General features: G+C 73.8%; 20 protein-coding genes and 2 pseudogenes. 10 read left to right on the top strand and 12 right to left on the bottom strand.

Going from position 1 to position 24,673, the window contains the following annotated elements; genetic code table 11:
• Positions 1-95 precede the first annotated feature (95 nt).
• On the top strand, positions 96-821 hold the full coding sequence (locus AB0D10_RS13985) for an alpha/beta fold hydrolase (RefSeq protein WP_360255316.1): 726 nt from the start codon (positions 96-98) through the stop codon (positions 819-821).
• A gap of 116 nt (positions 822-937) precedes the next feature.
• Here the strand turns inward: AB0D10_RS13985 and AB0D10_RS13980 are convergent, their stop codons facing one another.
• The gene (locus AB0D10_RS13980) at positions 938-1,882 is read right to left on the bottom strand and encodes a hypothetical protein (protein WP_360255314.1); all 945 of its coding nucleotides are present in this window, start codon (positions 1,880-1,882) and stop codon (positions 938-940) included.
• 914 nt (positions 1,883-2,796) lie between these two features.
• Between AB0D10_RS13980 and AB0D10_RS13975 the strand changes: the two genes are divergently transcribed.
• Positions 2,797-3,819: a LacI family DNA-binding transcriptional regulator gene (locus tag AB0D10_RS13975; protein ID WP_360255312.1), complete on the top strand. Its 1,023-nt coding sequence runs from the start codon at positions 2,797-2,799 to the stop codon at positions 3,817-3,819.
• 157 nt (positions 3,820-3,976) lie between these two features.
• Here AB0D10_RS13975 and AB0D10_RS13970 read toward each other — a convergent pair whose 3' ends face one another.
• Entirely contained in the window at positions 3,977-5,284 is a 1,308-nt protein-coding gene (locus AB0D10_RS13970; RefSeq protein WP_360255309.1) for an aldehyde dehydrogenase family protein, read from the bottom strand.
• A 355-nt stretch (positions 5,285-5,639) separates the two neighbouring features.
• Here AB0D10_RS13970 and AB0D10_RS13965 point away from each other — a divergent pair, with 355 nt between their 5' ends.
• Positions 5,640-6,287: a DUF4360 domain-containing protein gene (locus tag AB0D10_RS13965; protein ID WP_360255307.1), complete on the top strand. Its 648-nt coding sequence runs from the start codon at positions 5,640-5,642 to the stop codon at positions 6,285-6,287.
• Between the two features lie 89 nt (positions 6,288-6,376).
• On the opposite strand, the gene dacB is transcribed toward AB0D10_RS13965, so the two are convergent.
• The gene (gene dacB / locus AB0D10_RS13960) at positions 6,377-7,990 is read right to left on the bottom strand and encodes a D-alanyl-D-alanine carboxypeptidase/D-alanyl-D-alanine-endopeptidase (RefSeq protein WP_360255305.1); all 1,614 of its coding nucleotides are present in this window, start codon (positions 7,988-7,990) and stop codon (positions 6,377-6,379) included.
• A gap of 571 nt (positions 7,991-8,561) precedes the next feature.
• The gene (locus AB0D10_RS13955) at positions 8,562-8,993 is read right to left on the bottom strand and encodes an SRPBCC family protein (RefSeq protein ID WP_360255302.1); all 432 of its coding nucleotides are present in this window, start codon (positions 8,991-8,993) and stop codon (positions 8,562-8,564) included.
• 227 nt (positions 8,994-9,220) lie between these two features.
• Here AB0D10_RS13955 and AB0D10_RS13950 point away from each other — a divergent pair, with 227 nt between their 5' ends.
• From AB0D10_RS13950 to AB0D10_RS13925, 6 genes are all read left to right on the top strand, one after another.
• Positions 9,221-10,462 (top strand): NAD(P)/FAD-dependent oxidoreductase, encoded by a 1,242-nt coding sequence (locus tag AB0D10_RS13950; protein ID WP_360255300.1) that lies wholly within the window; start codon positions 9,221-9,223, stop codon positions 10,460-10,462.
• 225 nt (positions 10,463-10,687) lie between these two features.
• Complete coding sequence (locus AB0D10_RS13945) at positions 10,688-11,386, top strand: sigma-70 family RNA polymerase sigma factor (RefSeq protein WP_360255299.1); 699 nt, start codon at positions 10,688-10,690, stop codon at positions 11,384-11,386.
• Positions 11,387-11,527: 141 nt separating this feature from the next.
• Complete coding sequence (locus AB0D10_RS13940; RefSeq protein ID WP_360255664.1) at positions 11,528-12,856, top strand: FAD-dependent oxidoreductase; 1,329 nt, start codon at positions 11,528-11,530, stop codon at positions 12,854-12,856.
• Entirely contained in the window at positions 12,853-13,713 is an 861-nt protein-coding gene (locus tag AB0D10_RS13935) for a DUF1365 domain-containing protein (protein ID WP_360255296.1), read from the top strand. The genes AB0D10_RS13940 and AB0D10_RS13935 overlap by 4 nt, the downstream gene beginning before the upstream one ends.
• Positions 13,710-14,996 (top strand): class I SAM-dependent methyltransferase, encoded by a 1,287-nt coding sequence (locus AB0D10_RS13930; RefSeq protein ID WP_360255294.1) that lies wholly within the window; start codon positions 13,710-13,712, stop codon positions 14,994-14,996. Before AB0D10_RS13935 ends, AB0D10_RS13930 begins: the two co-directional genes overlap by 4 nt.
• A 118-nt stretch (positions 14,997-15,114) precedes the next feature.
• Positions 15,115-15,894: a DUF1295 domain-containing protein gene (locus tag AB0D10_RS13925; protein WP_360255662.1), complete on the top strand. Its 780-nt coding sequence runs from the start codon at positions 15,115-15,117 to the stop codon at positions 15,892-15,894.
• Between the two features lie 388 nt (positions 15,895-16,282).
• On the opposite strand, the gene AB0D10_RS13920 is transcribed toward AB0D10_RS13925, so the two are convergent.
• From AB0D10_RS13920 to AB0D10_RS13890, 7 genes and pseudogenes are all read right to left on the bottom strand, one after another.
• Complete coding sequence (locus tag AB0D10_RS13920; RefSeq protein ID WP_360255291.1) at positions 16,283-17,137, bottom strand: hypothetical protein; 855 nt, start codon at positions 17,135-17,137, stop codon at positions 16,283-16,285.
• An 8-nt stretch (positions 17,138-17,145) separates the two neighbouring features.
• Positions 17,146-18,642, bottom strand: a complete 1,497-nt coding sequence (locus AB0D10_RS13915; protein WP_360255660.1) for a DUF4157 domain-containing protein — start codon at positions 18,640-18,642, stop codon at positions 17,146-17,148.
• Positions 18,643-19,068: 426 nt separating this feature from the next.
• Positions 19,069-19,389, bottom strand: a pseudogene (locus AB0D10_RS13910) (DUF4872 domain-containing protein); the annotation flags it as partial.
• A gap of 14 nt (positions 19,390-19,403) precedes the next feature.
• Positions 19,404-20,096: pseudogene (locus AB0D10_RS13905) on the bottom strand (MerR family transcriptional regulator); the annotation flags it as partial.
• A gap of 142 nt (positions 20,097-20,238) precedes the next feature.
• Positions 20,239-21,552: a TIM44-like domain-containing protein gene (locus tag AB0D10_RS13900; RefSeq protein ID WP_360255289.1), complete on the bottom strand. Its 1,314-nt coding sequence runs from the start codon at positions 21,550-21,552 to the stop codon at positions 20,239-20,241.
• A 327-nt stretch (positions 21,553-21,879) separates the two neighbouring features.
• Complete coding sequence (locus AB0D10_RS13895; RefSeq protein WP_360255287.1) at positions 21,880-22,356, bottom strand: hypothetical protein; 477 nt, start codon at positions 22,354-22,356, stop codon at positions 21,880-21,882.
• 20 nt (positions 22,357-22,376) lie between these two features.
• A complete protein-coding gene (locus AB0D10_RS13890; protein WP_360255285.1) occupies positions 22,377-22,823 on the bottom strand; it encodes a hypothetical protein in 447 nt (148 codons plus the stop codon).
• A gap of 326 nt (positions 22,824-23,149) precedes the next feature.
• Between AB0D10_RS13890 and AB0D10_RS13885 the strand changes: the two genes are divergently transcribed.
• Positions 23,150-23,446: an integrase core domain-containing protein gene (locus AB0D10_RS13885; RefSeq protein WP_360255282.1), complete on the top strand. Its 297-nt coding sequence runs from the start codon at positions 23,150-23,152 to the stop codon at positions 23,444-23,446.
• Positions 23,447-23,720: 274 nt separating this feature from the next.
• Here AB0D10_RS13885 and AB0D10_RS13880 read toward each other — a convergent pair whose 3' ends face one another.
• Positions 23,721-24,581 (bottom strand): SDR family oxidoreductase, encoded by an 861-nt coding sequence (locus AB0D10_RS13880; protein ID WP_360255279.1) that lies wholly within the window; start codon positions 24,579-24,581, stop codon positions 23,721-23,723.
• Between the last annotated feature and the right edge of the window lie 92 nt (positions 24,582-24,673).

The raw sequence follows: 24,673 nt of genomic DNA, 5'->3' as shown, positions 1-24,673 counted from the left end.
CCCGGTCTCTCGACCCGGTCACGCACGCCGGTCTCTCGCCCCGGTTTCGCACCGCGGCAGCCACGAACCCCAGTCACCCACCGAGGAGTCCTCCTGTGTCCCGATCCGCCCGCCCCACCGTCGTCCTGGTCCACGGTGCTTTCGCCGACGCCTCCAGCTACGCCCGCGTCGTTCCGGAGCTGACCGCCGCCGGCCTGGCCGTGGTCGCTCCGGCGGTGCCCAACCGCGGTCTGGTCGACGACGCCGCCTACATCGCCTCGGTGGTCCGTGCCGTCGACGGGCCCGTGATCCTGGTCGGGCACTCCTACGGCGGCGCCGTCATCACCCTCGCCGGCGTGGAGGACAACGTCCGGGCACTCGTCTACCTCGCCGGGTACGCCCTGGAGCAGGGCGAGAGCCTGGGCGAGCTGCAGGGACGCTTCCCCGACTCGGGTCTCGCCGAGGCGCTGGTCCTGACCCCCTTTCCGGTGGCCGGTTCCACCGAGACCGGCACCGACGTCACCGTGGCGGTCGACCGGTTCCCCGCCCTGTTCGCGGCGGACGTCGACCCCGCGCTCGCGGCGGTGCTCGCCGTCTCCCAGCGCCCCCTGGCCGCACGGGCCTTCACGGAGACGGCCCCGGTCGCGGCGTGGAGGAGCAAGCCGTCCTGGGGCCTGATCGCCACCGAGGACCGGACCATCAACCCCGAGGTGGAGCGCTACGGCTACCGGCGCGCCGGCATGACCACCGTCGAGGTCGACTCCTCGCACCTGGTCATGCTCGCCAGGCCCGACGCCGTGGTGGAGCTGATCCGGGAGGCGGTCCGGTCCACGGCCGGCTGACCAGCCTGCCTGGTGGCGCACGGCCGGTCGTCGACGGTCGTGCGCCGCTCCGGGTGTCGGAGCGCGAAGGAGGCGTCGTGCGCCTCGGTGTCGGCGGTCCGGGGCGCGGGCCGGTGTCAGCCCGAGGTGCGCGCCTGCCAGTAGGTGAACTGCTGGAGCGGGTCGCCGAGGAGGTTCCACGGCCAGGCGGTGACGGAGTTGTCGATCAGACGGAAGGTGTCACCGACCTCGTTCGTGCGGCCCGCCTGGATCAGGGCGAAGGCCAGCACGTTGAGGTCGGCGGCGGCCGCCGCGTGGCCGAGTCCGCCGAGCCGGGGCCATCCGTGCAGGGCGGTGTCGAGCGCGGTGACCGCCCGGTTGTGGGTCCATTGGCGACGGACCAGCAGTGCCTCGACGCCGCCGGCGGCGGACGTGCGGGCGTGTTCGTCCACGAGCGCCGTGAGTTCCACCGCGGCGGTCGGCGCGGTCGGCGGCGCGGAGGCCCGGACCGTGTCGACGAAGTTGAGCTGGGCGCTGCGCGACCCGCACTCCTCCGGCGACAGGTACCGCAGCATCTGCAGGTGGGCCTCGCGGTTCCACGGGTCCCGTTCGGCGACCTCGTGCCAGACGGCGACCACGTCGCGCGATTCTGCGCGCATCAGGCGCAGGATCCCGAGCAGGACGACCCAGGGGGTCGGATCCTCGGGCGAGATCTCGGCCGCGCGGTAGCAGGTGTCGGCCGCCGCGCGGGCGTCCTCCATGCGTCCCGCGTGCCGGCCGCGGACGAGTTGGACCCACCCCGCGAACGTCAGCGCGTCCGCGCTCTGGGCGCGGCGCAGCACCCAGTTGTGCGCGAGGGAGGACGGTGCGGCCGCTTCGGCGAGGACGCCGAAACGGTGCCCGCGGCGGTCCCAGTCCGTGCCGGTCTCCCGGAGCAGCCGTTCGACCTGGTCGATCTGGATGGCGCTCTGGCCGGGCAGGCCCGGGGACTTGAGCTGGCGCCGGACGCGGCCGAGTTCGACGTCGTCGAGCTCGGGGCGCACGCTGGGGCTGGAGGCGCGAATTCTTCGGAAGAGCGACACGCGCCGCAGCCTAGGCCCATGGGCGATTTTCGGACAGCCCCCGGAATGACACATTCATGTCTCGGTGAATGCGGTGACGCTACCGCTCCGTACGGCGATCGCCCGCTCCGTACGGCCCGGGCGGGTGCCGGCCATGATTCTCCCGGGGGAGTCGTGAAATTCCGGACCGTGCGACACTGCCCCCCCTGATCATCGTGATCGGGGAGAGCCGATGCCCCCCCGGCCGGCGGTGTCGAGGGTCGACCGACACGGCCGATTTCCGGCCTTCCTTCACGCTGCGTACGGCCCTCCGGGACGGGCGACGCCGCCGGTGCGTTCGCGCGGTACGAGAAGCGCGTCCACGACATGGCCACCCTCGGCCAGGAGCTGGCCGTGCGCTCGAAGGACTGGTTCACCTTCCCGGAAGCGGCCGCGGACCACCGGATCGGCCAGGCCGAGGAGCGGCGGGTGCACGCACTGTGCGAGGAGGTCGTCAGCGCCGTGCCGCCGGCCAGCGACACCTCGATGGCCGCGGCCGCCAGCGAGTGCTTCATCCGGGCTGCGCGCATGGCTGCACACCTCCTTCCACTTCCACGGACGAACGATCAGGGGACGGAAGGCGGCAGGGCCGACCGGACGCCGGGCCGGCGAAACCGGGCCCACAGCGGGGAACCGGTGCGGGGGAGTCCTGCCGTCAGGGGAGCGACTCCGAGTCCGGTGCCGGGGGCGGGGACTCCGTCGCCTTCCTGCCCTTGATTCGCCGCCGGCGGAGTGCCCGGATTGCCCGGTCCGGGCACGTACCTGCGTGGGAGCCGCCGGTCGCCGCCGGCCCTTCCCGGACCTGCACGACCCGTGGCGGGGCCGCGCCGGGTGATCTAGCATGCGCTGCCAGGCGGGCGCGAGGCCGGTGGGCGGCGACGGAAGGCGCGTGGGCAGTGAGCGGACGGCAGACCGGAAGGCCGACCCTGGAGACGGTCGCGGCCCGGGCCGGGGTGGGGCGCGGCACGGTGTCCCAGGCGATCAACGGCTCGCACCGGGTGAGCGACCGGACGAGGGAGGCGGCCGGCCGGGCCATCGCGGAGCTCGGCTACGCACCCGACCGGGCGGCCCGGTCGCCGGCCGGCCGCCCGACGGACGCGATCGCGCTGGTCGTGCCCGAGACCGAGGCGCGGCTGTGGGCGGAGCCGTACTTCCTGGACATCATCCGTGGGGTGAGTTCCGAACTCGGCGCGGCGGACAAGCAGTTGCTGCTCACACTGGTCCGCACCGAGCAGGAGCGGCGCCGCTTCGAGCAGTACCTGGCCGCGCAGCGGGTGGACGGCGTGCTGCTGGTCTCCGTCCACCGGGACGACCCGCTGCCGGACCGGGTGCGCGCGCTCGGCCTGCCGGCCGTGCTGAACGGCCGCCGGTCGCCGCAGGAGCCGACGGCGTACGTCGACACCGACAACGTGAGGGCCGCCCGCTCGGCCGTGGAGCACCTGGCCGGGCGGGGGCGGTGCCGCATCGCCACCATCACCGGCCCGCTGGACATGGACGCCGCGTACGGCCGGCTGGTCGGCTACCGCCACGCGCTGGCTGCGGCCGGCCTGCCCGCGGACGAACGCCTCGTCGCCGGAGGGGACTTCACGGAGGACGGCGGCCGCCGGGCGATGCGCGAACTGCTGGGGCGCTGCCCCGATCTGGACGCGGTGTTCGCCGCCTCGGACGTGATGGCGGTCGGGGCCCTCGCCGTCCTGCGGGCCCGGGGCCTGGACGTGCCGGGCGACATCGCGCTGGTCGGCGTCGACGACTCACCGGTGGCCCGGCTCCTCGATCCGCCGCTGACCACCGTCCGCCAGCCCGTCGAGGAGATGGGCCGCGCGATGGCCGGGCTTCTGCTGCGGCAGATCGCCGGCGAGGACGTGGCGCCCTCCCGGCTGGTGCTGCCGACGGAGCTGGTGGTACGGCGGTCGTCCTGAGGGCCGGCCGTACCCGACCCCGGGCGCACCGGACCCCGGGCGCCACGAACCCCGGGCACCGGACCGCGGGCGCCGCGCACCAACCCCCGTCGGCCGTTCGGACGGTCGGCCGGGGCCCGGGGTCACGGGGCGTCGGGAACCCGCGGACTCGCAGGGGTCAGGCGAGGGGCTTGTCGACGACGGCCTTGGTGTGGCTGAACGTGTCGATCGAGTACTCGCCGTGGTAGCGGCCCATGCCGCTCTCGCCGACGCCGCCGAACGGCAGCGCGGGCATCGCCAGGTGCGAGACGGGCAGGCCGAAGCTGAGCGCGCCGGAGGAGGTCTCCTCGGTCAGCCGTCGCTTGGTGTCCTCGGATTCGGTGAAGGCGTACAGGGCGAGCGGCTTGTCGCGCTCGTTGATGAACGCGATCGCCGCGTCGAGGTCGGGGACGCCGAGGACGGGCAGGATCGGGCCGAAGATCTCGGCCCGCATCACCGCGGCGGTCGCCGGGACGTCGGCGAGGACGGTCGGGGCGAGGTAGCGCGCGGCGCGGTCGTGCTCGCCGCCGGTGACGGTGCGGCCGTCGGCCAGCAGGGCGGTGAGCCGGTCGAAGTGGCGCTCGTTGACGATCCGTCCGTAGTCCGGGCTCTCGGCCGGGTCCGCGCCGAACAACTCCTGCACCGCGTCGGCCAGTTCGGCCTCCAGGGCGGTCGCGGTCCCGCCGATCGCGAGGACGTAGTCGGGGGCGACGCAGGTCTGGCCGGCGTTGAGGAACTTGCCGCGGGCGATCCGCCGGGCGGTGACGGCGAGGTCGGCGCCGGGTTCGACCACGACCGGGCTCTTGCCGCCGAGCTCCAGGGTGACCGGGGTCAGGTGCTTGGCGGCGGCGGCCATGACGATCCGTCCGACCGCGCCGTTGCCGGTGTAGAAGATGTGGTCGAAGCGCTGTTCCAGCAGGGCGGTGGTCTCGGGCACGGCGCCCTCGACGACCGCGACGGCCTCCTCGCCGAGGTGGCGCGGCAGCAGCTCGGCGATGGCCGCGGAGGTCGCGGGGGCGAGCTCGCTGGGCTTGACGAGGGCGGTGTTCCCGGCGGCCAGGGCGCCGACCAGCGGGGCCAGGGCGAGCTGGAGCGGGTAGTTCCAGGGCGCGATGATCAGCACCACGCCCAGCGGGTCGCGGACGACCCGGGCTTCGGCGGGGCGGAAGATCTCGGGGACGTCCGCCGGCTCGGGCCGCAGCCACTGCGCCAGGTGCGCCGTGGTGTGGTCGATCTCCCTGATCGTGAAGCCGATCTCGGTGCGGTACGCCTCGGCGGCGCTCTTGCCGAGGTCGGCGTGCAGGGCCTCCTGGAAGACCTCGGCCCGGTCGGTGAGCAGGGTGCGCAGGGCGGCCAGCTTGTCCAGCCGCCAGGCGAGCGGCCTGGTCCGGCCGGTGGTGAATTCGGCCCGCAGGCGGGCGACCACAGAAGGGATGCTGTCGTGCATGAGGATCTCGCGGTCTTGAGGCGTCGGTGGCGCTTGACACATGGAACTTTCAGCATGTGAAGCAATGGCGACTCTAGGGATGAAAGGTTGAGTTTGTCAAGCATCTGTCGGTCCCGGGTCGCCGGCGTCACCCGCTTGCCTCCGGTGAACTCGCCCTCCTGGGGGTGGAGTTCGCCCGCGGGGCGGCCGGGGCCGGATTGGCTCTTCTTTCGACTCCACCCCCTGGGCAGCGGCCCGCGCATGTGCTGACATATGCATGTCAAACCGAGGTGGTGCCGAAGCGCGCCGAACCGCGCCGCACCGCGCAGAACCGCGCCGCACCGCCTCCGACTCCGACTCTGCTCGATCGAAGGGGATGCCCATGCTGCTCCGCGCGCTGGCCGCCGCGACCGCCGTCGCCGCATCGCTGTCCGGCCCGTCGGCCTTCGGCGTCGACTCGCTCCCGACCCCGCCCGACCGGATCGTCATCGACGTCGCGACGGTCAACGGCTCCGGCTGTCCGGCGGGAACGGCCGCCGTGGCCGTCTCCCCGGACAACACCGCGTTCACCGTCACCTACAGCGACTACCTCGCTCAGGTGGGGCTCGGCTCGAAGCCGACCGACTTCCGGAAGAACTGCCAGCTCGACCTGCGCGTGCACGTCCCCCAGGGCTTCACCTACGCGATCGCCTCCGCTGACTACCGCGGCTTCGCCCACCTGGAGAAGGGCGCGAACGGGACCGAACGGGCCAACTACTACTTCCAGGGCCAGGCCCAGACCGCGTACCAGTCCCACCGCTTCTCCGGCCCGCAGGACGACAGCTGGCAGGCGACCGACACCGTCGACGTCGCCGCCCTGGTCTGGGCGCCCTGCGGCGAGGAGCGCAACTTCAACATCAACACCGAACTGCGGGTCGCGGCCGGCACCTCGGACCCGACCAAGAGCACCAGCTTCATGACGATGGACTCGACGGACGGCAACATCAACACCGTCTACCACCTCGCCTGGAAGCACTGCCCCTGACCCCGCCCCCGGCCCCCGGGCCGGGGACAGGCCGGGAGGCGCGCGGTCGATGCCGACCGCGCGCCTCCCGGACGCCGTGACCCCCAGGATCAGGAGGCGGCCCCGTGCTCCGGGGCGCGGTGCCCGGCCGAAGCCTGCTCCTGGAGCAGCGCGGCGATCTGGCTGACGTCGTCGAAGATGCGGATGACGTCGTTGATGTCGGTGGCCGAGGCGCCGTTCACGCCGATGAAGAACAGGTGCAGACAGCCGTCGTCCGTCTCCAGGTAGCCGGCCAGGTCCTGGGCGTTGTACGCGATCCGCTGGTTGAGGTCGTCCGCGCCGACGATGGTCCCCGGCTTGGCGAAGACCTTGCCCCGGGCCGGGCAGTCGGTGGTGCAGGAGATCGCCAGCGAGCCGTCCACGCCGAGGATCGGCAGGGCGTGGCGGAAGGCGTCCGCGTCGGGGGTGCGCAGCCAGTAGGCGAGCACCTGGTCGAGGCCGATGGGCGTGGCGCGGTCCTGGAAGACGCCGCCGCGTCCGTCGGCGAGCTGGAACTGGGTCGGGTCGACGTGCGCCACGTCGGTGAGGAAGTCGCGCTCGACGCCGAAACCGTCGAAGCAGTCCTTGCTCCCGCGCGTCACGGCCATGTTGCACAGGGCCAGGTTGGCGCCGAGGTTGTGGCTGACCTTCAGGATCAGCTTGGCGTACTGGCTGTACGGCGGGGAGACGTACGCGGCCACCTGCGGGTCGCCGTCGTACGAGGTCGGCAGCTTGCCGTCCGGGTTCGGGCCGGTCGGGTCGGCGGAGACGGTCACGCCCGCGCGCGCCAGCGCCTCGATCAGCGCGGTGCGGCCGAAGGCGTTCGGGTCCTGGACGTTCGAGATGCGCAGCACGGGCTGCGCGTCGGCGGCGATGGTGCCGCTCAGCGTGATCCGCGTGCCGTCGGGGGAGGCCGAGACCCGGATGTCCGTCGTGCCGCCCGCCGCCACCGTCTGCACGGTGGAGGTGACCTGGTAGGGCGCGACCTGCGGGCGCCACATGAGCTGCGCGGTCTCGCCGGGGGCGCTGGGGGTGGTCAGCAGGTCGATCACGTTGTCGTTGATGATGAGCGGGGTCGGCTGCGGGTCCAGCGCCGGGGGCGCGAACAGCCGCGGGTCCACCACGACGTCACCGTCGACCCGCGTGATCCCCGTGGCCCGCACCTGGTGGGCGATCATGTCCAGGCCGGCGAGCGGGTTCTCGGGGGTGAGGGTGGCGCCGGGCAGGTCGTTGGCGCTGGTGTGGTCGATCGAGGTGTAGTCGACCGTCCCGTCGGGCCTGGTCCGGCCGCCCATCGTGAGGTCGCCCTGGGCGACCATCGCCAGGTTGCCGGTGAGGGTCGAGCCGGTGCGCGAGCCGGTGGCGAAGACCGGGGTCGAGAAGCGGTGGTCGGGGCCCAGCGCGTGCCAGGCGCCCGAGATGGTGACGAGCTTCGCGGTCGAGCCGGGGACGAAGAACTGGTTCGCGTACCGGGAGTGGAACACCTGGCCGGTCGCCGGATCGGTCTCCAGCACGCCCCACTGCGCGTGCTCGTAACCGGGCTTGTGCATGATCGCCTCGATGGCGGGCCCGAGGTCGTCGTCGTGCGCCGCCGCCGGGGGCGCGGCGGTCGCGCCCGCCACGGCGGCCAGTGTCGCGCCGGCGGCGGCCCAGGCCAGCAGGCGGCCGCGGATCGTTCGTCTCATGTGTGCGTCCCGTCGTCTCTGGGGTTCGGCAGACCCGTCGCAGGCTGGTGCGGACCGGCTGCTCATGGGGCGGATCGTAGGAACCCGGGCGGCGTACTTCTCGGTAGCCGCTGGCGTGCTGACGGTGTGTGGCGGCAAAGTCCACCGGTCAGCCGATCGGAGGCGGTCGTGGTGGCACCGGGACCGGCGGCGGTGCCGGCCGTGAACGCCGAGGTGGCCGCGGTGCCGCCTGCGGATGCCGCGCCGGTTCGGCCGCCTGTCCGGTCGGGGCGCGGGCCGGGGCCGCGCCGCCCGGCGGCAGGGCGGCGGCCGTCGACCGGCGGGAGAGCGCCTGACGTGGACCACCGTGCGATTCCTCCTCAGGCTCCGGAGCGGTAGGCCTGAGAGCCTGGCAGCCCGTCGCCCCCGTGGCCAGACGGCAACTCCCGTGCGGGTGGGCCGGATTCGGTCACGGCACGCATCGCTCCGGCAAGCCCAGCAAGCCCAGCAGGCCCAGCTAGCCCCGCGTACCTCGCAGCCCCGCGTACCTCGCAAGCCCCGCCTGTCGCGGAGGCATGCCACCGTCCGTCGGTCACCGCTCCGCCAGCACCCGGGGCAGCCGATCCGCGACCGCGTCCGCGAGGCGTTCGAACTCGGCCCGGAGGAGGGGCGCGGCGAGGCGCGCGAGGCCGTTGAACCGCAGGGAGGCGCGGTAGACCAGGAGCGTGCGTCCCCGGGAGGCGCGGACCGTGATGTCGTCGGTGGCCCGGACGGTGCGGTTGTGCCCGACGAACACCAGCCGGTCGGGCCGGTACTGCTCCAAGCGGTAGACGAGTTCGGTGCGCCGCCCCCTGAAGCGCGAGGTGGTGCGCCACTGCGCCCCTTCGGCCACCGGCCCGGTGTCCAGGCGGACGCAGCTCTCGGTGCCCGGGTCCCACCCGGGCGTGTTCCCGAAGTCCGCCAGGTAGCGCAGGACCTCCTCGGCCGGCCGGTCGACCACCATGGCGCGTTCCACGTTGATCATCGGGACTCCTCTCGGCTGCGGCCCGCCGGGGGCGCGGGCCGTCACGCCCCTTCTTCGTCGCGGACGCGTCCGTGGATGCGTCCGCGGATACCGCGATGCGCGGCCGCTGCCCCGGGTGTTGCGCCCCGGATCCAATCCGTTCCACCGCCGGTCTCCGAATCGCACCTGGCCGGTCCGGGACGACCGCCCGGGCCGGGACCGGCGCCGAGCTGAACGAGGAGGCCGCGATGTCACGGCAGACGGCAGTGGAGGTGATCGTGGTGGGGGCGGGGCCGGCCGGGCTGGCCTGCGCGCTGGACCTCACCGCGGCGGGCCGGGAGGTGCTGGTCCTGGAGGCCTCCGACGACGTGGGCGGGCGGATGCGCACCGACGTGGTGGAGGGGTTCCGCCTCGACCGCGGCTTCCAGGTGTTCAACACCTCCTATCCGCAGGTCAGACGCCGGGTGGATCTCGGCGCGCTGCGACTGCGCCCGTTCACGCCCGGCTTCCTGCTCGCCGACGGGCGGCGCTCCCGCCGGCTGCTGGACCCGACCCGTCGCCCGGCCCAGGCGCTGGGCCTGCTGCCCGACGGGCCGCTGCCGCTGCGCGACCTGGCGACCGTCGGCCTGCTGGGGCTGTGCGACGCGGCGCTGCCCGCCGCCGTGCTCAAACGGGCGCCGGAGACGACCACCGCACGGGCGCTGCGGCGGGCCGGCGTGTCGCGGCGCACCGTCGACGGCGTGCTGCGCCCGTTCCTGGCCGGGGTGTTCCTGGAGGACGGGCTGGAGACGTCGAGCCGGATGTTCCACCTGGTGTGGCGCAGCATGGTGCGCGGGAGCCTGTGTCTGCCGGGGGAGGGGATCGGGGCCGTGCCGCGGCAGCTGGCCGCGCGGTTGCCGGAGGGGCGGCTGGTGTGCCGAGCGCCGGTGGAGCGGCTGACGGCCGACGGGGTGGTGCTCGCCGACGGCGCTGCGCTGCGCGGGCGCGCCGTGGTGGTGGCCACCGGGATGGCGGCGGCGGCCCGGTTGCTGCCCGGCCTGGAGGTGCCGGCGGCGCGGGCGGTGACGACCTTCTACCACGTGGCGTCGGTCAGCCCGCTGCGCGAGCCGGTGCTCGTGGTGGACGCGCAGCGGCGGGTGCTGAACACGGTGGTGCTGTCGGAGGTCGTACCGGGCTGCGCGCCGGACGGCCGGGCACTGGTGTCGACCTCGGTGCTGGGTGCGGAGGCGGACGAGCGGGCGGCCCGGCGGCGGGCCGGTGAGCTGTACGGCGTGGACTCCTCGGCGTGGCGCCCGCTGGCCGACTACCGGATCGCCGAGGCGCTGCCGGCCGGGCCGGCGCCGCTGCCGCTCAGCCGCAGTACGCGGTTCGCGCCGGGCCGGTACGTGTGCGGGGACCACCGGGCGACGGCCTCGGTGCAGGGAGCGCTGGCCTCGGGTGCGCGGGCGGCCCGGGAGGTGTCGGCGGATCTGGCGGGCTCCCGGCGGTGACCGTACGGATCGGGCGCGCGGCGCGCGGCCCGGTGCACGGCCCGCCGCCGGGTTCGGCGCGGCGCGGCGCGCGCGCCGCTGCGGGGACCGGCGTGCGATCCGCTGCGCGGCCCGCGTTCGCGATCCGTTGCGGGGACCGGCCTGCGGCCCGGCGTCGCCTGCGAGAGAAACGGTGCACAAACGTTGCGAGTGGGCCCCTCGGGGCGGACGCCGCACGGTGGGTCTGTGGCTTCGCGAACACGGACACGGGCTCGTCGTGCTGCCGACGCCTCCGGGCGGCCCGGGGCGGCGGCCGACGACCTGCGTGCCCTCCTGGCCCGCTCGGCGAGCGGCGACGACGCGGCGTTCGAGCTGCTCTACCGCGCGGTGGCCGGGCCCGTGTACGGGGTCGCGCTCCGGATCCTGCGCAGCCCGGTCCACGCGGAGGAGGTGGCGCAGGAGGTCCTGCTGGAGGTGTGGCGCATCGCCGCGGCCTACCGGCCCGAGCGCGGAACGGTGACCACCTGGGTGCTGACCATCGCCCACCACCGGGCCGTGGACCGCGTGCGTTCCGCCCGGGCGGCCGCCGACCGGGAGCAGCGGACCGCCCTCCCGGAGGCGGTGGGGTCCGATCCGCCGGACGAGCAGGTGGTCCGCTCGCTGGACCGCCTGCGGGTGCGGTCCGCACTCGCTGACCTGAGCGGAGCACAGCGCGAGGCCGTGGTGCTGGCCTACTACGGCGGCTACTCGCAGCGCGAGATCGCGCATCTGCTGGACCTTCCGCTCGGCACGGTCAAGACGCGGATCCGGGACGGCCTGGGCCGGCTCCGAACCGCGTTCGCGTCCGCCCCCGCCCGGCCGTCCGGCCCTGCCGGACCGAGCGCTGCGAGGACGGCCGCGGCAGCGGGCCCCGGCGCCGGCCGAGCGGCGAGGGCGGCACGGTGAGGGACGGGGCCACCGCCCCCGGGGAGCCCGGCCGGTGCCGGCCGGAGGTCGGGCCAATCCGTAGCCCTGGCGGTTCCGAATGTTCGGTGCAACGACAGAACGGGCCGCGGGTGCGGCCCCGTCAGGAGGGCTCCTGTGACGATGTCCGGCACCGTCTCCACCACGCAGGTCGTCCCGTCCGCCAGCGGCGGTGCGCGGGTGCGCAGGGTCGCGGTCGTGGGCTCCGGCGTGGCCGGTCTCACCGCGGCCTACGAGCTGTCCCGGGCGGGGACGGAGGTCGAGCTGTTCGAGGCGGACGCCCGGCTCGGCGGCCACGCCCACACCCAGGAGGCCACCGGGCCGGACGGCCGGGCCCTGGCCCTGGACACCGGGTTCCTGGTCCACAACGAGCGGACCTACCCGCACCTGGTCCGGCTGTTCGAGGAACTCGGCGTCCGCACCCGGGACAGCGAGATGAGCCTGTCGGTGGGGTGCGACGGGTGCGGTCTGGAGTACGCGGGCGCCCGTGGGCCGGCCGGTCTGTTCGCCAAGCCCGGCGCCCTGGCGCGCGGCCGGTACCTGCGGATGCTCGCCGAGGTGCCCCGCTTCCACCGGCTCGCCCGCCGCCTCCTCGCCGCCCCCGCGGCGGGTGACCCCAGCCTGCGCGACTTCCTCGCAGCCGAGGGCTTCTCGCCGTACTTCGTCAGCCACTTCGTGACCCCGGTGGTCGCCGCCGTGTGGTCCTGCGCCCCCGACCTGGCGGGCGACTACCCGGCGCGCTACCTGTTCGCGTTCCTCGACAACCACGGCATGCTCTCCGTGACCGGCTCGCCGACCTGGCGCACCGTCGTCGGCGGCTCGCGCACGTACGTCGAGAAGATCGCCGAGCGGCTCACCGCCGTCCACCGGTCCGCCCCCGTGCGGGCGGTGCGCCGCCACCCGGACGGCGTCACCGTGGTCTCCGGGGACGGCCGCCGCACCGTGGCCGACGCCGTGGTGATCGCCACCCACGCCGACCAGGCGCTGCACCTGCTCGTCGACCCGACCGACGCCGAACTGGAGGTGCTCGGCGCCTTCGCCTACTCGCGAAACCCGACCGTGCTGCACCGCGATCCCTCCGTCCTGCCCGCCGCGCGGTGGGCCCGCGGTTCCTGGAACTACCGGATGCCCCACTGCGACGCGCCCTCGGATCGGGTGCGGGTCAGCTACCACCTCAACCGGCTGCTGCGCCTGGACACCGCCGAGGACTACCTGGTCACCCTCAACGAGGACCGGCAGCGTCCCGTCCCCGAGGACCTGGTCGTCTCGCGGACCGTGTACGAGCACCCGATCTACACCGCGCACACGGTCGCCGCGCAGCGCCGGCTGCCCGAACTCACCACCGCGCGAACGGCGTTCGCCGGCGCCTACCACGGCTGGGGCTTCCACGAGGACGGCTGCCGCTCCGGCATCGAGGCCGCACGGTCCCTGCTGGGGGTGGGCGCGCCGTGACCACCCTCCCGGGCCCGTGGGGCGCGGTCCTCTACGACACCACCACCACGCATGTGCGCACCGCACCCCGACGTCCCGCCTTCCGGCACCGCGGCTGCCTGTGGCTGGTGGACCTCGACCACCTCCCGCCGGTGCCCCGGCCGCTGCGGCCACTGGCCGGGTTCCGGCCGCAGGACCACGCCCTGGAGCCCACCGGAGAAGGATTGACGATCCGTCAGGAGCTGGAGCGCTACCTCGCCGGGCACGACGTCCGGCTCGGCGACGGCCGGGTGCTGATGCTGACCCAGGCCCGCTCGCTGGGGTACGTGTTCAACCCGTTGACCGTGTACTGGTGCCGCGACGGCGCCGGTCGCCCGCTGTGCACGGTCGCCGAGGTCCACAACACGTACGGCGGGCGGCACCGCTACCTGCTGCCGCCCGACCCCGAAGGGCAGGGCGAGACCCCCAAGGACTTCCCCGTCTCGCCGTTCTTCCCCGTCGACGGCCACTACCGGATGGTGCTGCCCGAGCCGGGCGAGCGCCTGCGCCTGACCGTCCACCTGGAACGCGACGGCGGCCGCGCCTTCACCGCCACCGTCCACGGCACCGCGCGACCGGCCGGCCCCGCCGCCCTGCTGCGTGCCGCGCTGACCCACCCGTTCGCGACCTGGGCGGTCAGCCTGCACATCCGCTACCGGGGGATCCGGCTGTGGCTCAGCGGCCTGCCCGTCCACCCGCGCCCGCCTGTTCACCCGCGCCCGCCCGACCGCCCGCCCGGGCGCCCGCCCGGTCGCGCCGACAGTGCCCCGTCCACGCCCACGCCCACGCCCGCGCTCACGTCCACGCCCACGCCCACGGAAGAGGTGCCCACCCCATGACCACCACGGTCCCCCCGGCGGCACGGCCGGTGCCCGTCGTCGACCCCGCCCGCTGGCCGGACGTCGCCCGGGTGCCGCACGCGCCGCTGCGCGCCGCCGTGGCCGGGCGGCTGCTGCACCGGGTGGCGGCACAGCGCGGCGTGCGCGTCGAACTCCCCGACGGCCGGACCCTGCGGCGGGCCCCGGCCGGGGCGCCGGTCCTGCGGCTGCACCGCCCCGAGGACTTCCTGCACCGGGTCGGCGAGAGCGGCCTGATCGGATTCGGCGAGGCCTACCAGGCCGGCGACTGGGACAGCCCCGACCTGGTCGCGCTGCTCACCCGGCTGGCCGCCGCCCCCGAGACACTGGTGCCGACCGGGGCGCAGTGGCTGCGCCGGCTCTGCGTCAAGCGTCCGCCGGCCGAGGAACTCGCCACCACCACGAACGCGCGGCGCAACATCCACCGCCACTACGACCTGTCCAACGACCTGTTCGCCCTGTTCCTCGACCCGACGATGACCTACTCCTCGGCGCTCTTCCCGGCCGCTCCCGGCCCGCTGCCCGCCGCGACCCGGGAGGACCTGCCCGCCGCCCAGCACCGCAAGATCGACCGCCTGCTCGACCTGGCCGGCGTCGGCACCGGGACCCGGCTGCTGGAGATCGGCACCGGCTGGGGTGAACTCGCCGTGCGCGCCGCCGCCCGCGGGGCCCGCGTGGTCAGCCTCACCCTCTCCGAGGAGCAACTCCTCCTCGCCCGCCGCCGGATCGCCGACGCGGGGCAGGACGGCCGGGCCGAGGTCCGGCTGTGCGACTACCGTGCCGCCGAAGGCACGTACGACGCCGTGGTCAGCGTGGAGATGATCGAGGCCGTCGGACGGCCGTTCTGGCCGGAGTACTTCGCCATCCTGGACCGGGTCCTGGCCCCGGGCGGCCGGGTCGCCCTGCAGGCGATCACCATGCCCCACGACCGGATGCTCGCCGCCAGCCGCACCTACACCTGGATCCTCAAGTACGTCTTCCCCGGCGGCCTCATCCCCTCCCTGCAGGCGATCACCGAGACCGCCGCCCACCGCACCGGCCTGCGCGTCACCGGCGTCGACTCCTACGGGCCGCACTACGCGGAGACGCTGCGCCTGTGGCGCGAACGCTTCACCGAGCGGTCGGAGCAGGTCGCGGCCCTCGGGTTCGACGAGGTGTTCCGGCGAACGTGGGAGCTGTACCTCGCCTACTCGGAGGCGGGCTTCCGCACCGGCTACCTGGACGTCCGGCAGGTGGTGCTGACCCGTGAGGAGGTGACGGCATGAGCGCGGCGGGCCCGCTCTGCGCGCCCGCCGTCCCGCCCGGCGGATCCGGGGCGCGGCCGTGAGCGCCACGGCCTTCGCCCTCGACCTCGCGGTCACCGCCGCCGTCGCCCTCGCCGTCATGCTCGCCGCCTTCGCCGTCGGGGTGCGCACCGGGCGCCACCGCGGCGTGGACGTCGCCTGGGGACTGGCGTTCACCGCCGTGGCGCTGACCGGCTACGCGCTCTCCGACGGCTCCGGGGACCCGGGACGCCGGCTGCTGGCCACGGTGCTCGTCACGGTCTGGGGCCTGCGGCTGTCCGCGCACATCTGGTGGCGCGCCCGGGGCGCGCCCGAGGACCCGCGCTACGCCCGCATGCTCGCCCGAGCCCCCGATGGCCCGCCCCGTACCCGGTACGCGCTGCGGATCGTCTACCTGCTCCAGGCGGCCCTCGTCTGGTTCGTCTCCCTCCCCGTCCAGGCCGCCCAGTACGTTCCGCACCCGCCTGGTGCGCTCGCCTGGACGGGCACCGCACTGTGGGCGGTCGGCCTCTTCTTCGAGGCTGTGGGGGACCGCCAGCTCGCCCGGTTCAAGGCCGACCCGGCCAACCGGGGCCGGGTCATGGACCGCGGCCTCTGGCGCTACACCCGTCACCCCAACTACTTCGGCGACGCCTGCGTGTGGTGGGGTCTGTTCCTGCTCGCCGCGGACATCCCCGTCGGCTGGGCCTTCGTCCCGAGCCCGCTCCTGATGACCTGGCTGCTCGCATTCGGTAGCGGAAAGCCCATGCTGGAGCGGCAGTTGGGAGCTCAGCGGCCCGGCTGGGCCGACTACGCCGCCCGCACCAGCGGCTTCGTACCGCTGCCACCGCGCCGGGTCCGGAGAAGCCCGTCCGCACCGCCGGCGGGGCCCGGTCCGTGACCGAGGCCGGTCGGCACGCGGCCGGAGGAGCCACTGCGGGGCTCCTCCGGCCGGGTTCGGGCACTCATGCGGTCATGCGGCTGTGGCGCGGGCGCTACTTGCCGTGCGGATGCGGTTGAGGCTCGGGGTGCTCCGGGTCGCACGGGTCCGGCGGGCAGGGGTCGGGCGGGCACGGCTCCGGGGGGCACGTCGGGCTGTCCTGGACCGTGATCTCCACGCACGGGCAGTCCTTCGTCAACTCGACCGTGGACACGGCGGATTGCGGCAGGTCGTAGCCGTCGGGCGCGGCGGTGGGTCGGTGTGGCGATGCGGCGGTGGGTCGGTGCGGTGTCACGGCGGGGAGCGGGGCGGGTGTTCGCGGCGGCTCCCCGCCCGTCGAGGGGCCGGGTCAGTGGTCGCGGGTGAGCCGGTAGTGCCGAGGGTCGGCGATGCCGTGCAGGTCCTCGGCGGTGAGGGTGCGGCCGTCGACGTCCAGGATCCGGAGGTGCCGTCGTTCGCGGAGCGGGCGCAGCCCGAAGGAGGACGACAGCTCCAGGTCGAGCCGGCCCTCCTCCGGGGCGAACCACCAGCGGCCGGTGACCTCGCCCCGCAGGCCCGCCCGGTGGTGGGTGCCCGTCAGGTGGCCGCCCTCGACGGAGTCGTCCGGCACGGCCGCGTCCGCCGAGGCGGTGAGGTCGACGTCCAGGGACTCCCCGGACGGGTCGTCACTCTCGATCGTCCAGTGGCCGGGCTCCACCGCCCCGGAGCCCGCCGGGCCCGCCCCGGGCGCGTCGGCGGGCGGGGCGTCGGAGGGCTGGGCGCCGAGCAGCCGGTGGACCGCGGCGTCCACTGCCCGGTCGTCACTGCCGGCCGGCAGCCGCTCGACCCGGCCCTCCCCGGGCGGCAGGGCCGTCGCGTCGAGCGGCCAGACCAGGCAGGGCTTGTCGAACGAGGCCGCGTACCGGCGCTGTTCCAGGACGTGGGGGTCGTCGGCCGCGGCCCGGGACCAGACGAGCAGGAACAGCCCGCAGGCGCCCAGATCCTGCAGGACCGGTTCGGCCGGCAGCTCGTCGGAGAGGTCGCGGGACTCGTCCAGGGCGGTCCGGAGGCCGCCGGCGCGCAGCCGGCCGTCCAGGGCGGCGGCCCGGTCGGCGTCCGCGGGCGCGTGGGCGAGGAAGACCCCGGGGCGTGCCGTCCGGCCGGGGCCGTCGTGCTCGCCGCCGGGTCGGTCGTCGTGCTGGTCGTCGTGCTGGTCGTCGCGCATGGGCTACCTCAGACCTCCGCGTCGTACGTGTCCAGGTCGTGGCCGTGGTACCAGGGTGCCTGCGGGTTGTAGGAGGCGAGGTAGTAGTCGGCCTCGCAGGTGTACGTCGCGGGGAACAGCTGGTGCGCGCGCAGCTTCAGGAGGTTGATGGCCGCGATCTCGTTGGCCAGTGCCTGCTGGTCCTGCTGGTTCACCGGCTTGAGCTGCTCGTCGTCCACGAGCTGCTGGGCCGCCGCGAGGTTGTCCTTCAGGAACTGGGGCCACTGTGCCGGATCGTTGCTGTACGTGTAGTGCGGTGTCACCCGGTAGTGGATCATCTTGGGCCACCTGGCGTTGGGGTTCTTGATGGGGGCGGCCGGGTCCATGACGTGGGTGACGGTCGGGTGCGACTGCTGGTAGGGCGCCAGGGCCGTCGCGCTCGACTGGGTGCCCTGGACGGTCTGCCCCGGGGCGGCGAAGCCGATCTTGCCGTCGCCGAGGTCGATCGGCTGGTTGGCGGCGATCCACTGCTCGTAGCCCGCGGCGAGTCCGTGAGTGCCGCTCTGCATCGAGGCGCGGATGGGCCGTTCGACCTTGTTGAAGTGCTCCTGGGTATTGGACTTGGCCGAGCCCATGAAGATGTTCGTGGCGGTGTCGTTGGCGCCGGCGGTGAAGTCGCCGTTGATCGCGTGCATCGCGGTGGCCGCGTTCTGCTGCCCGTTGGCGCGCACCAGGCCGCTGTCGACGGTCCTGATGGCGGTGATGTCCGCGGGCTCTCCGGGCGACGATCCGCCCCCGGTGTTGCTGAGCATCCGTTCCAGGTGGACCCAGTTGCCGAGGGTTCCGCCGCCCGGGTAGACGAGGCCGGCCCCGCCCAGTACGTCGGTCTGGATGCCGCCGATCGGCGTGTTGCCGGCCGTCATGTTGCTGAACGGCTGGAAGGCGGCCGCCCGTTGCAGGACGGGTTCCCCGGCCAGGGGGCCCGCGCCGTGGCCGGCGCAGTGCTCGTCCTCGTGCGCGTGCACTCCGGCCCGCTCCCCGGCGGCCGGGTCGGCCGCGACGGGCTCGGTCAGCGCCTTCCGCATCACCCGGACGGCGTTGGCCTCGGCCTCGCGCTCGAAGCGGTCGGACGGGTCGGAGACCTTGAGCCCGGAGCCGTTGTCGCTACCCGCGACGGGGCCCCGGCGCTGCTGGAGGACGTGGGTGAGCTCGTGGGCCAGGGTGTGCCGGTCGCCGCCGCCCGCCCCGATGACGACGTGGTTGCCGGAGGTGTAGGCGCGGGCGCCGACCTCGGCGGCGGACGCCTGGGCGGCGCTGTCGTCGTGGATGCGGACGGCGGAGAAGTCGGCGCCCATCCGGCCCTCCATCTCGGAGCGGACGGTGGCCTCCAGCGGCCGGCCGGGTGTGCTCAGGACGTCGTGGACGGCGGAGCGCTGCACCGCTGCGCCGGTCCGCCCGGCCGGGCCGGCCGCCTGACGGAGCATCTGGACGACGGCCCGGTTCCCGGCGCTCGCCTGCAGCGCCATCAGGTCCGGCCCCGGTGCCCGGCCGCCCGCGCGCGGCGTTCGGACCGGCGTTCCGGTGCGTCCGGAGGTCTGGGCCCTGGTGTGTCGGGTGTGCAAGGGGGCATGCAAGGGGGGCCTCTTCCCGCGGTGGAACAGCAACCCTTCCTGCATAACGCGCGCGGTGGCCGGGGCGCCAGGGACCGAAGGGCAGACCCGGGGCCCCTTCGGGTACCCGTACGGGCAACCGCCGACGGGTCGGCGGTTGCGGAGCCGGCGGACCGGCGGACCAGGCGGACCAGACGGCCAGGTGGACCCGACGGGTCGGCGGTTGCGGCCGCGGGGCTTCAGCGGTGTGCCAGGGGGTTCGGGGCGGGAGGCGGTCGCCGAGGTGGCTCCGGACCTTTCCCGAAGCCGGTCAGGGCTGGTCCAGGCCCGGGTCCCACTCCGCAGGCGGCTCAGCGCCTGCATGGCCTCGCGTTCCACGCGTGAGAGGTCGCGGAGGACCGATCCGGCCTGGACGGGGTACTGCGCGTCGCCCGATTCGCCGGCCTTCTTGATCATTGCTGCTGCGTCCGTCCACAGGACCGCCGCCTCGGTGTACAGCGTGTGGCCGGTGCGCAGGTGGGGGCTGTCGAGCAGGTCGGTGCATTCGGCGAGGAAGTCGCGGTAGAGGTTGCGGAACAGGGCGCCGCCGGTGCCGGCCTTCTCCATCGACAGAGCGGCCTGCGGCAGGTCCGACTGGGGGTCGTCGGTGCGCCGGAGCCAGCTTGCGGGCGCAGCCCGCGCTCGTGGATGGCGGCGAACAGCGCGTGGTGGGCCGGCGGCAGTTGCGTGTAGGGCCCGATGTGCGTGGTCTCGGCAACAAGGCCGCCGGGCAGCACCCGGACTTCCAGGCCGGACACGTCCTTCCCCCGCGGGGTCTGCGCTCCGACGGCGATCTCCATCCGCTCATCCAGGTCCAGCGGGTACAAGCCCCACAGTGGGGGCTCCCACGCGATTCCCGTCCCGCCGAGCACGAGCAGCAGCCGAACTGCGCACTCCTCGACCCCGGCTCCGATCTCCGTGGGGCTGCAGACCGTTCGCACCAGCGCCAGTCGTCGCTCCGGCTCCTCGCCCAGGGTCACCTCGTAGCCCGGCAGGCCGTGCTCTGCCAGCCGTCCCGGCATCTCCAGCCTGGCCTGGTCCCTGCTGATCCGCTCGGCCAGCCGGTCCCACTCGCTGCGCAGGATCCCCGCCCTGCGCTCGGGCCCGGCAGCCAGTGCCTGGGCGATCACGGCCAGGGGAAGATCCATCTCGCGCAGCAGGGCGATGGTCAGGGCGTCACGTGCCTGCTCGGACGCGTAGTGGCGGTAGCCGGTGCCGGTGTCCACACGGACGGGAGCCGGCAGCCCCACGTCGTCGTAGTGCCGTAGCTGCTTCACGCTCAGGCGGCACAGACGGGCGAAGCGCCCGATGGTGAGAAGTTCGTTGCGCACGCCATCATGGTGGACTCTCCTACGGTGGGAGGGTCCGGTGCCGGGCTCACCGGTATCCACCGGGCGAAGCGCGAGAACCCCTGGGGCCGGAGCAGGGCCGGGCGCGACCGCACGTACGGCGCGGCCCCGGCGCGGGCTCCGGCTACTCCACGGCGGTGGCGATCACGGTCCACGCCTCGGTCGACGTGTCGTCCAGCCGGAGATCGAACGCGAAGGTGATCGGCCTGCGCTTGTGTGCGTCGCCACGGAGCACCTGCTCGGTGCGCCGGTCGACCTCGTAGTAGACGCCCTCCGCGTCGACCGCGACACGGAGGACGATCGGGTCGCGTGAGACCAGCGAGCGCACCGTGACGGACCTGACGACGGCGTTACGCATGACGGTCCGGTCGACCGTGCGCACGGACGTGAAGTCCAGGCTGCCGTCGTTCATGACCCACTCTTCGAGGAACCGCTCGACGGCGACCTCGAAAACCGCCTTGTCGAACCGGCCGTCGAGCACGCTCAGATCGCCGACGGCGGTGTCGGCATCCGTGCTCCACGAGATGTTGGTGAGCGACAGGATGTCACTCGCACCCTTGACCGCGGTCTTCCCGGCCACCTCCAGCACCGCCTCGCGAGCGACCTCCTTCTGGTCCCAGCCGTCCGTCTCGATGGCGCTGGTCAGGTGGTGCGCACCCTCGGCCGCCTGCTCCACCGACGACACGATCCACTCTCCGGCCCGGCTCTTGCGCAGCGTCCAGTACTCGACCGGGCGCGTCGAGCCGTCCTTGCGCACGGCATCCTGGCCGTGGCTGCGGCGTACGTAGTCCTTGAGCGTCGCGGTGATCCGGAAGGTGACGGTGTCGTTCACCTCGCCCGCGCGGTTCGCGACGTCGACCAGCTCGACCACCGGGCCGGAGACGATCTCCACGACGTTGACCTCGCCGCGTGACTCGTAGTCGCGCAGCTCGTCGGCCCACTTGCCGTAGAGCACCGGGGACAGGATCTGCTGCAACGTGGCGTGATCGTGGTGGGTCCAGGCATGTTGGGCGGTCACGTACAGCCAGACGGCCCGGCGCTCGATCGTGGTGCGATCGAAGGTCGCATCCGTGTCGGCGATGGCGTCGACCCGGGCCCCGACCCGGGCGGCGCGCTCGCGCGCCTGCGCGTCCGCGCGGTGCGCCGTACGGTCCGACACCGTGTTCAGACCGACCGCCTGCGCCGCCTTCCGGCGCCGGTGCGCGAACCACAGGATCAGGAGGACCACGGCCACGATCACCAACAGGGCGACGAGCCCACCGCCACCGGCTCCGACACCGGAGCCGAAGCCGAAGCCGAAGCCGCCGCCGGTCGACCCGTGGGAGCCACCACCATGGCTGCCCCCGCCGCCCCCGCCGCCACTGAACCCGTGGCCGCCGCCCCCGCCGCGGGCGTACGCGACCGTCGGGCCGCTCAGCGCGACGACTCCAGCGACCACAGTTGTCCACCGACGGGCGCGCACCGGGCTCCCCCTTCAAGAATTCAGAGCTGTTCCACGAGAGCCTACAAGCCGGGTCGCCCGGGAGACATGGGGGGCAGCGAGCAGCCCGGGGGCGGGGACGGCGGGCTGACCAGGGGAGGGATCCCGGGCTCGCACGACATCGAGGCCCCCGCGCGGGGCGGTCGCCCTTGACGAAGGGCTTGGACCTCCCGCCCTCGTACGCGTCCAGCAGGTAGGCCTCGGCCTCGAACCCGGTGCGCGGCGAAACCCAGCCCGGCTCGGCGACGACCTGACCCCGTTCGACCTCCTCGCGCTCGACGCCGCTCACCAGCACGCCGATGTGCTCGCTGGCCCGTCCCTCGTCGAGGACGGTACGGCCCGCCTCGATGCCCGTGCAGGTGAGCTTCCGGGTTTCCTGATGCCGACGAGCTCGACCTCGTCACCGACCCGGATGACGCCGCGCCCGCACCGGCCGGTGATCGCGGTGCCGCGATCGGGGATCGCGTAGACCTCCTCGACGGCCGGCAGGAACGGCCTGTCGACCGCCCGAACGGGCTCGGGGACGGCATCGAGCGCCTCGGCCAGTTCGGCGATCTTCGCTTCCCAGTCCGGGTCGCCCTCCACCGCCTTGTCGGCGGAGCCCCGGACGACCGGGATGCCGTCGCCCAGCAGGCCGTGCGCGGACAGCAGCGCGCGTACCTCGGTCTCGACCCGGTCGAGCCGTTCGCCGTCGTTGACCAGGTCGCACGCGTCGAGGAAGACCACGAAGCGGTGCACGCCGATCCGCCGGGTGAGCCGCACCTGTTCACGGGCCTGGGACGTCAGGCCGTCGGTCGCGGACCGATCGTGCCGACGTGCACGCGCAGCGATGATCGGTTGGCCTTCCCTTCCCCCATTTGGCAGTTGGAGCCGATGGGGAGTTCCGTGTCGGCGTTCCCGTCGTAGTGCGGATCGGCCGTGAGGTCGTGGGCGCCCTGCTGCGGGACGGACTGGGCGAACTCGGCCGCGGTGGCGTAGCTGCCGCCCGCCCAGCTGTAGATCGGCCCGTTGGCAAAGGGGTCGGCCAGGTTGTAGTCGGCGACGGTGCCCGGTACCGAGCCGGTGGAGACGGAGAGCTTGGCCGTGCTCTGCTCCGGGGCGCAGGCAGGGGCCCCTTGCCGGTGTCGAAGCCGGTGGCGAGGACGTTGTTCTCGACCACGGCCCTGGACGAGTCGCCCAGCAGGCTGATGGCCGATCGCCGGCTGGCGCTGGCTTCGGAGACAGCTCACGAAGCTGCGCACGGAACTCGATCGCACCGACCGAGAGGCTGGCGACCGAATCCTGGCCCGAGGGAGCGGTATGTAGACGTCATGTCACACACGTCGTCACAGGAAAGCGCGGCGCTGCTGCTTGGGTGGCGTCCCGTGGCTCGGGCACCCGATGCCGAGCCCGCCGGTGATCCACGGTCAGCGGCACACTCTGCGGCCGGCTCCACCGACATCCAGGGCAGCGTCCTGGCGGCGTTCAACAAGGACTTCACGGAATTCCGCTACCTGCACTTCCCGGACGCCGCCAAGGGGGGGCCGCGGCTGGCTCTCCGCGATCCTCAACACCGTTGCAACGACCCCTTGAACCCGGTCAGTACACAAGCCGTGAATTCGCCCAACTGGCAGGAGGGTTCGACATCCGGCTCTCGGTCGGCCGGTCCGGCCGGTACTGGGACAACGCCCTCGCCGAGTCCTTCTTCGCAACGCTGAAAAGGGAGTTGATCGGTTCCCGGGCATGGTCGAACCGGGCGGAAGCCCGCACCGCGATCTTTGAGTGGGCCGAAGGCTGGTACAACATGCGCAGGCTGCACAGCAGCCTCGGCTACCGCAGTCCCGCCGAGTACAAAACCGTTCTGGCGGCCTGACCACCACACCGACGGTGTCCGTCAAAGCGGAGCAAGCTCAGTGGGCGATGGGTCTGCCGGCGCGGACTCGTTCGATGAGGAGCCGTCTGCTGTGGATGGTCAGCCGGGCATGGGGGTGGCGCACGGGGAGCCTCCGGGATGGTGTGGAATCCGGTGCGGAGCCTGGGGTCTGTGCCCGAGGCCGCCGATCTGGCGATCGACGGCCTCGGGTGACGGAGAACGAGCCTTCGTGGGCGGCGAGTCAGGCCGGGCCGTCTGTGCGCCCCCGCTGGATCTATTCGGCCCAGGCATGTTCCAGCTGGGTGCGGAAGGTGGCGGGTTCCCGTCCGATCAGCTCGGCCAGCGTCGAGTCGACCGTGGTGAACTCGCCGTTCCGCGCTGCGCCGAAGATGCCCAGCAGCAGGTCGGCGATCGCGGCCGGGGCGCCGTGTGCCAGGACCTGCTCGCGGAAGGCGTCGTCGGGGACGACGGTGCGGGTGAAGGGCCGCCCGGTGGTCTGCGACGCGATCTCGGCGACGGTGTCGAAGTCGAGCGCCGCCGGGCCGGTGAGCGGCGGGGTGGGCCCGTCGAAGCGGCCCTCATCGAGGATGATCGCCGCGGTGGCCTCGGCGAGGTCGTCGTGGCCGGTCCAGGCGACAGGGCCGTCGGCGGGAAGGGCGATGTCGCCGGTGTGGCGGGCGGACTCCAGGAACTGCAGGGCGCTGGCCGCGTAGAAGCCGTTGCGCAGCGCGGTCCAGGGCAGGCCGGTGGCACGCAGCAGGTCCTCGGTCCTGGCGTGGTCCCGGCAGGCCTGGAAGCGGGAGTCGTGGGCGGCGCCCGTCTGGCTGGTGTAGAGGATGCGGCCGACCTCGGCCTTCACGGCGGCGTCGATGGCGGCACGGTGGCCGCTGACGCACTTCTCGCCCGTGCGGTCGAGGGAGACGAGGAGCAGCTGCTCGGCTCCCTCGAAGGCGTGCACGAGCGTGTCGGGGTCGTCGAAACTGCCCTGCCGGACACGAACGCCGCGGTCGGCGAGGTCCTGGGCCTTGCGGGGGTCGCGGACGCTGACGCCGACGCGGTCGGCGGGGATGCGCTCCAGGAGGCGCTCGACGGTGCGGCGGCCGAGCTTTCCGGTGGCTCCGGTAACGATGATCATGAGGTTCTCCGTAAGGTGTTGTTCGGCCCGGGAGGGCCGGATGTGGCTGATGAGGTCTTGCCTTCAGTGGCTTGCCAGGAGTGGCCGTCCGG

It is taken from the genome of Kitasatospora sp. NPDC048545, from assembly GCF_040651155.1.
Classification (GTDB): domain Bacteria; phylum Actinomycetota; class Actinomycetes; order Streptomycetales; family Streptomycetaceae; genus Kitasatospora.
Note: the sequence above shows the minus strand (reverse complement) of the source record. Positions and strands in the feature narration are given on the sequence as shown.

Excerpts from the sequence above, each read along its gene's own strand:
- AB0D10_RS13970 (WP_360255309.1), bottom strand. The coding sequence starts at position 5,284 with ATGCACGACAGCATCCCTTCTGTGGTCGCCCGCCTGCGGGCCGAATTC.
- AB0D10_RS13965 (WP_360255307.1), top strand. The coding sequence starts at position 5,640 with ATGCCCATGCTGCTCCGCGCGCTGGCCGCCGCGACCGCCGTCGCCGCA.
- dacB (WP_360255305.1), bottom strand. The coding sequence starts at position 7,990 with ATGAGACGAACGATCCGCGGCCGCCTGCTGGCCTGGGCCGCCGCCGGC.
- AB0D10_RS13955 (WP_360255302.1), bottom strand. The coding sequence starts at position 8,993 with ATGATCAACGTGGAACGCGCCATGGTGGTCGACCGGCCGGCCGAGGAG.
- AB0D10_RS13950 (WP_360255300.1), top strand. The coding sequence starts at position 9,221 with ATGTCACGGCAGACGGCAGTGGAGGTGATCGTGGTGGGGGCGGGGCCG.
- AB0D10_RS13940 (WP_360255664.1), top strand. The coding sequence starts at position 11,528 with ATGTCCGGCACCGTCTCCACCACGCAGGTCGTCCCGTCCGCCAGCGGC.
- AB0D10_RS13930 (WP_360255294.1), top strand. The coding sequence starts at position 13,710 with ATGACCACCACGGTCCCCCCGGCGGCACGGCCGGTGCCCGTCGTCGAC.
- AB0D10_RS13925 (WP_360255662.1), top strand. The coding sequence starts at position 15,115 with ATGCTCGCCGCCTTCGCCGTCGGGGTGCGCACCGGGCGCCACCGCGGC.
- AB0D10_RS13920 (WP_360255291.1), bottom strand. The coding sequence starts at position 17,137 with ATGCGCGACGACCAGCACGACGACCAGCACGACGACCGACCCGGCGGC.
- AB0D10_RS13915 (WP_360255660.1), bottom strand. The coding sequence starts at position 18,642 with ATGGCGCTGCAGGCGAGCGCCGGGAACCGGGCCGTCGTCCAGATGCTC.
- AB0D10_RS13880 (WP_360255279.1), bottom strand. The coding sequence starts at position 24,581 with ATGATCATCGTTACCGGAGCCACCGGAAAGCTCGGCCGCCGCACCGTC.